This window comes from Pedobacter sandarakinus, from assembly GCF_026240095.1.
GTDB classification, from domain to species: domain Bacteria; phylum Bacteroidota; class Bacteroidia; order Sphingobacteriales; family Sphingobacteriaceae; genus Pedobacter; species Pedobacter sandarakinus.
Map to the genome: position 1 here is coordinate 1 of NZ_JAPIVG010000011.1, position 6,878 is coordinate 6,878.

General features: G+C 40.4%; 3 protein-coding genes. All 3 read right to left on the minus strand.

The features are described from left to right. Positions 1-70 precede the first annotated feature (70 nt). On the minus strand, positions 71-1,363 hold the full coding sequence (locus tag OQ268_RS17630; RefSeq protein WP_265858128.1) for a gliding motility-associated C-terminal domain-containing protein: 1,293 nt from the start codon (positions 1,361-1,363) through the stop codon (positions 71-73). A gap of 2 nt (positions 1,364-1,365) precedes the next feature. Further along, positions 1,366-3,924 (minus strand): hypothetical protein, encoded by a 2,559-nt coding sequence (locus tag OQ268_RS17635; protein WP_265858129.1) that lies wholly within the window; start codon positions 3,922-3,924, stop codon positions 1,366-1,368. 64 nt (positions 3,925-3,988) lie between these two features. Further along, positions 3,989-6,878: beta strand repeat-containing protein (locus tag OQ268_RS17640; protein ID WP_265858131.1), on the minus strand; the 2,890-nt coding region annotated here is incomplete at its 5' end.

A 6,878-nucleotide genomic window follows, 5' to 3' on the forward strand; every position in this document is an offset into this window, starting at 1 on the left:
TGCTAAACTGCGTTGCGCCAATAGCATCACCAAAGAAATCATCAAAATTATAACGCTCTTCATATAATTCCTAGTTTTTGAAGGCTCTGATAAGTGTAATGTAACCTTTAAATATCTGCCATGGTGATGTTTCATTTTCCTTAACCCGAAGCAAATAATAATAGGTTCCCTCATTCAGTCCTTCACCATTCCAGTTGTTTTGATAATTGGCAGATTTAAATACTTCATTACCCCATCGATTTACGATAACCAAATCATTTTGTACGAATAGGTTTAAGCCCCTAATTTCAAAAACATCATTAATCCCATCGCCATTAGGCGTAAATAGATTAGGTACAAAAAGACTGCTATTGGTAGCAGAATGCTTGGTAAAAAACGCTCCGTTAGCGCCCATATCAGTTGCGGCTAGGATATTCGACCTGATGTGATTGCCCGCCCATGGGTTTATTACCGGAAGTAAATCCCAGTCGGAATTTCCAAGGTATTTTGCCATTGTTGCTGAGGCATCTATGAATTGGGAACCATCAGTGCTCACATTGTGCTGAAGGGCAATGGTAGTTTTAACTGGGGCAGATGCATAAATATTCCACATTCTATCTATCCCGACTGTTGTTGTAATACCGGGCAAATTAGCGGCTGCGTAATTTTCTACACTTACATAAAACTTACCCGGCAAATCTGGCGTAAGTGTGGCAGGCGTATAATCGCCTTCAGCAATTCCTACCGGAAAAACAAATGCTGTTTTATCAGCAAACTCTTTAACCATATGCCCAACAATGCTGTTGCCAGTAACTACCATTCTGTCTTTACCATAATTGGTTATTTTTCCCTGTGCATTGAATGCTAAATTATTGCCGTTCAAAATTATATTTGCATTGTTTACAGCTAAGTTTAAAGTGCCACCAATGTTTAAGGTAGCGGCTAAAATGCCTGATGGATTTGCCGTATTATAGCCCGGATCTTTAATATCGCTTAGCATCATATTATTGTTGTTGCGGTGTTCGATAACTAAATTGATAAAATTGCTATTGTTGCCATCAATTTGAGTTGGGCCCGCTGGCATATTCAAATAATATGGATTGTCTCCAGGGTTATAAATGATAATTTTACCTGTTCCGCTGAAGCTTGCTCCAGGTGCAATCCAAATGTTTTTACTGTAAATTTCTAACGTACCATTGATTACCCATTTTGCATTTGGACCAAAATAACATCCTTCGGTGTACCTCGTTTCTGTGGATGTAGCACCAATTTCTACGCTCGAATCATCAACTGTCATACTTCCGGCACCTGTTTGTGCAAATAACTTTTGCCCAGTTATCGCCAGAAAAATAATCAATAAGAGATGTGATATTTTCCTACTCATAACTAGTTTTTTATAATTTTTCCAGGTAACATCGGGTTGGTGATGATGTTGCATAATTTCACCTCTAAAACTGCCTCATTGGTATAGGTTATACAGCCACTTGCAGTAGTCAATTTTACCCGTAGCTTCATTTGGTCTAAATCTATGGAAGGATTATCTATCGTTAAACTTTTTCCATTGGGTAACAATTGATTCTGAAACGCTGAGGCTACGAGCGGTTGCCATGTAGTATTTGCAGTAGTAGCATATTCCCAACTGTATTGCGTTGCATCGCTCTCTATGGCAATAGTACTAATGGCATCAGCACAAACAGATATGTTTGATAAGTTTTTTGTAATTGCTGGCAACGCATTGATCTGGATATTGAAGCTTACTTTAGGACCCATACAAGTAATGCCATTCACTGTAGCACCTTCTGCAACCTGATAAGTATAACTGCCTGCAGCTGTAGGTGATGGAGGGGTATTTCTTGGAGATGTTGCGCCATTATCGAAATAAAACAACTGATAGCCATTTGCTACCCCTGTTGGAGACAATTGTATTGCTAGGGATGATGGACTTCCTATACAATATTGGATATTAGACACCGTAGGCTGGGTAACTACTAATTTCAAAATCGTTTCAAGGTTGAGATAACATCCGGTAACCATGCCAACAACAACCGCATAATACTTTCTCGCAGTACCGTCTTGGTTTACGGCAAAATTGCCCAATACTTCTGTTGCAGTAAAACCAGGCGTACCAGGTATTTGGGTATAAAATTTTGTTCCGGCAGGATAATTAGCTGTTATGCTGGCCCGAGGAAACACATTCCCGCTAATGGAACAGAATGCAGAGAATTGTTTGGATCCGGATACGATATCATTAGGACAATTATCTAAAAAGGCTTGAGAAGGAACAATCCGAGCATTAAATGGATCTCTTATTGGGGTATTGCCACAGTCGGAATTATAACCAATTACGAAACCGTTGCTAATTGGTATACCAGATGTGGTACCGGAACCGGAGAAGGTTCCATCGACATTAATAATCAGCGAACAGGCACCCCCAGTTTTTAAGAGCGTACAATCGTTTGTAACCCTCAACCGATACTTTAATCTGGCTAGAACAGTATTTGGGTCAGTTGGTTTAACTAAATCACCTACATTCCAACGCAGTGTTCCTCCGGGTGTGATAGCTGGATCTGTAGCGCCAGATGGGTGGGTCCAGGTTACTGTTCCGGGCCCAACGTCAACTAATGCGCTTACATAGTGCATGTTAAAGGGAATTGGAATCTCTACTATGCCGTTCGAAATGCCTTCGGTCCCTTTGTTATAAATTGTTGAGATGAATTCTACTTCCTGGTTTTGATTAAGCGAACTTCCGTTGGGAATGCTTGAAATATTTGCATTAAAAACCTGTACGTCGGGGATATAGGCATCAACGGCAAAAGTGATGTTGAAGATATTATAATAATCGCCACTAGAACCATATCTGAAAGTAGTGGTACTTTGGTTATTATCTATTAACGCATTTCCACTATTATCCAGGTTGAACATTGCAATATCAATTCCATCATTATCTAAATTGTTGGGCACCCTGGGGTTTCCTCCAGTGAAGATGGATGAATTAAAAAAATTATTGCTGGTGTTTGCCCCATGATAAAGTGAAGTATAAGTATTCGACAGCCGATTTTGAATTCTAAAATAATCACCAGTGACAGATCTATCGCCCTCCCCTGCCATAAATCCCATTTTGATGTTCACATTTCCATTTTGAACAGCCTGGAAACCCGAAACATCCAACGTTCCATAATTGGAAGCATTAGCCGAACCTTTTACATAACCAAAACCATCAAACACAGTAATATTACGCCAGGGCATTGTAGCATTTTCATAAACAATTACCAATCCCCACCCTGCATAATAGCCAATTCTGGGATTTGTTAAATCATCCGATCCTTCGAAAGTAGCAATATTTGCCACCGCATAGGTTCCAGTTTTGGCAGCGCTTACCAGATTAGTTACATCATAAAAACCTGTGTACATTCCAGATACATCAGATCCGCCATAAAAAATATCTGTTGCAGTCAAATCGATATAATCGGTAGCACCCGGGACTTTGAATTTGACGGTCTTCTTGTTCATGCCATTTCCTGCATTTCCAGTTTTACTTAACACATCGGTCGAATTATCATCTCCCCTACCTGTCCAATACAATCCAGCAAAAACAATTTTCGTGCATGCCAAATCGGTATTTGCCGGGAGTACAAAATCGGCAGAAGAAGAATTTTTGATACTTGTATTGGTCGCATCGCCCAGTAGCTTATTGAAGGACATGTTGTATCCATTATCCGGACCAGTAAGGCTACGGGCATTGGCATTTCCAATCATATTAAAATCGCCCTGGAGGTTATAAATTGCTTTGCCCTGAAAAGAACCTGGCGATTGTTGTGAGGTGCGTGGGGCAAATGCTTTTTTAATTAGCGACTGAGGAAATGCCCGGAAACTTAATCCCAGTAGCAAAAAGAAGATAAAAATCTTCAAGCGGCCAATATATTTTATCTTAACATTAAATTTCATGTATCCTAATTTAAAAGCACAAACCCGGCATTGTTTTGAGGTAAGACACTGTTATCATTTTCAATTACTTAACCACGAAAACAATATTTGCAAATGAGGTTGTTTTTGCCTTACCGATGACATTGTAAGTCATTATACCGGTAGCGCTAACTGACGTTACGGTAATAACAGCAGAATCGACGTAAGTTACATAGTATTCAAGGGCATCAGCAGTAGGTAAAAACGGAATACTCCTGGTAGCTCCTGTACTATTCATAGCGCCGGGTATGTTACTAAATTGTGCCGTGTAGAGCGCATATAAGTTTACAGTTCTGCCGTTGCCAATAGATGAAACATCCAGCACAATAGAAGGCATGTAGAACCACTTGGGCATAGTGGCATTTACTTGTTTAAGTACTCCTGTAGTAGGATCGGCAACAATAATTTTATCATTTGTTGCACCAGCTTGTAATCCGGTAATGGCAAGGGTATTTGTGACATTGGTTGCAACTGCAGTTGGCTGAACCAATGAACCGCCCAATTGTACATTAGCGTTTGCTACAGCTAAGCCGTTATTTGCGTTAACTCCTAGTTCACCTGTGGCATTAATAGTTACGACCGGGTTAGTAGCGGCTTGTTTAACTACACCCGCATTGCTACCGCTAGCTGTTGCAACACCAACTTTAAAATCTGTTACATTACCCAAGATGCTGGAAGTTACCGTTGTGTTATTTCCATTTGATAATGTTGTTGTTTTTTGGTTTGCAGCTACCGCAGATGAAATATCCAAAGCGTTACTTACAACTCCGTTTATAGTACTTGTTAACAATTTATTTGTTGCATCTAAGCCAACTACATTACTGTTGATAATATTCACCGTTGCACCAAGCGTACCATTTACAGTTGTACTTAGACTGTTATTTGCTGATGAATTGCTAACTGATGTAGCGGCAGATTTATCTATCCATTGTGTACTGGTACCTGCTGCATTGGTAACTAAAATCTGGTTTGCCGTACCTGTAGTGATTTGGCCATTTGTAACTTTTCCACCGAGGTTGGAGAGTGTTAGATTAGCTTCATTAACATCTACTGAAAAGGATTTTAGCGCAGCACCGGCTGGTGTACCAGCCAAAACAACCTTGTTGCTTGCAGCAGTTACATTTTCTCCAGTTACTGATCCACTTGGAATTGCATTGCTATAAGTTACGTTACCGGTTGCATCGGCTATCGCCAAACGACCCGCAACACCTGCTCCAGCATCTAACTTTGAGGCAGTTATATTTTTATCTGCAAGATCCGCAGTTTTAACTTCCCCATCTTTGATTTTAATGGAAGTAATTGCATCATCATTAATAGCTAACGTTACGTCTTTTAATGTCGATCCTGAACCCCCAGTTACCCCTATTCCTGTACCAGTAATACTCTTCGTGCTCGTCAAATTGGTTTCAGATAGCGTTTGATAATTTATCAAACCTGCTGCATCAGCTACACCAACACGACCTGCAAGGCCAGCACCAGCATCTAATTTTATGGCTGAAACACTTTTATCTGCAAGGTCAGCGTTTTTCACTTCCCCGTCTTTAATTTTTCCTGATGTAATCGATTCATCAGAAATACTTAATGTTGCATCAGCCAAGAGTGCATTTGCCAGACTATTCGAACTGTTAACCTTGATTATACCATCTGTGGCTAGTGTTTTTTTATCCCCTAATGAATTAACATTCAAGGTAGCGTAAGTAACGCCGCCAGTTCCATCAGCAGTTGCCAATTGACCAGCAGTTGCGGCTCCAGAAGCTAGATTTATAGCACCAACAGTCTTATTTGCAATATCGTTTCCTAAAATGGTTGCATCTAGAATTTTATCACTTGTAACTGCTCCATTTTTAATATCTATTGTTACATCTTTTAATACTGATGTAGCGCCATTTGCAGATACACTTAGATCAGTTGAGGTCAGGGCCCTTCCTGTTGTGATGGCTGATGCATCGACAGCAAGTGTTCCTGTTCCATCCACAGTTAATCCAGCTCCTGGTTTTACAGCACCAGTTGTAGTTGCCGAAGCATTATTTACGCCAACTTTAAAATCTGTTACGTTACCAACGATGGTGGAAGTAACCGTTGTGTTATCTCCATTTGATAATGTTGTTGTTTTTTGGTTTGCAGCTACCGCTGATGAAATATCCAAAGCGTTGCTTACAACTCCGTTTATAGTACTTGTTAATAATTTATTTGTCGCATCTAAGCCAATTACATTACTGTTGATAATATTCACCGTTGCACCAAGCGTACCATTCACCGTTGTACTTAGGCTGTTATTTGCTGATGAATTGCTAACTGATGTAGCGGCAGATTTATCTATCCATTGTGTACTGGTACCTGCTGCATTGGTAACTAATATCTGGTTTGCCGTACCTGTAGTAATTTGACCATTTGTAACTTTTCCACCGAGGTTGGAGAGTGTTAAGTTAGCTTCATTAACATCTATTGAGAAGGCTTTTAGCGCAGCACCGGCTGGTGTACCAGCCAAAACAACCTTGTTGCTTGCAGCAGTTACATTTTCTCCAGTTACTGATCCACTTGGAATTGCATTGCTGTAAGTTACGTTACCAGTTGCATCGGCTATCGCCAAACGACCCGCAACACCTGCTCCAGCATATAATTTCTCGGCAGTTACATTTTTATCTGCAAGGTCTGAAGTTTTAACTTCGCCATCCTTAATTTTATCCGTTGTGATCGCATCTGCGCCAACTTTTGCATTGGTGACCGCAGCATCGGCTAATTTCTGGGTAGAGATTCCACCATCAGCAACCTTAACTTTAGCGTTTGCCAAGGTTGCACCTGTTCCATCGGTAACTGCGATTGAAGCATCTTCTGCAGTCAAATCTTTAGCAGAAATATTGGCTGATGAAAGTGTTTGATAAATCACAGAACCATCGGCCTGAACCACGCCAACTTTATCTTTATCTGTGGTTGCG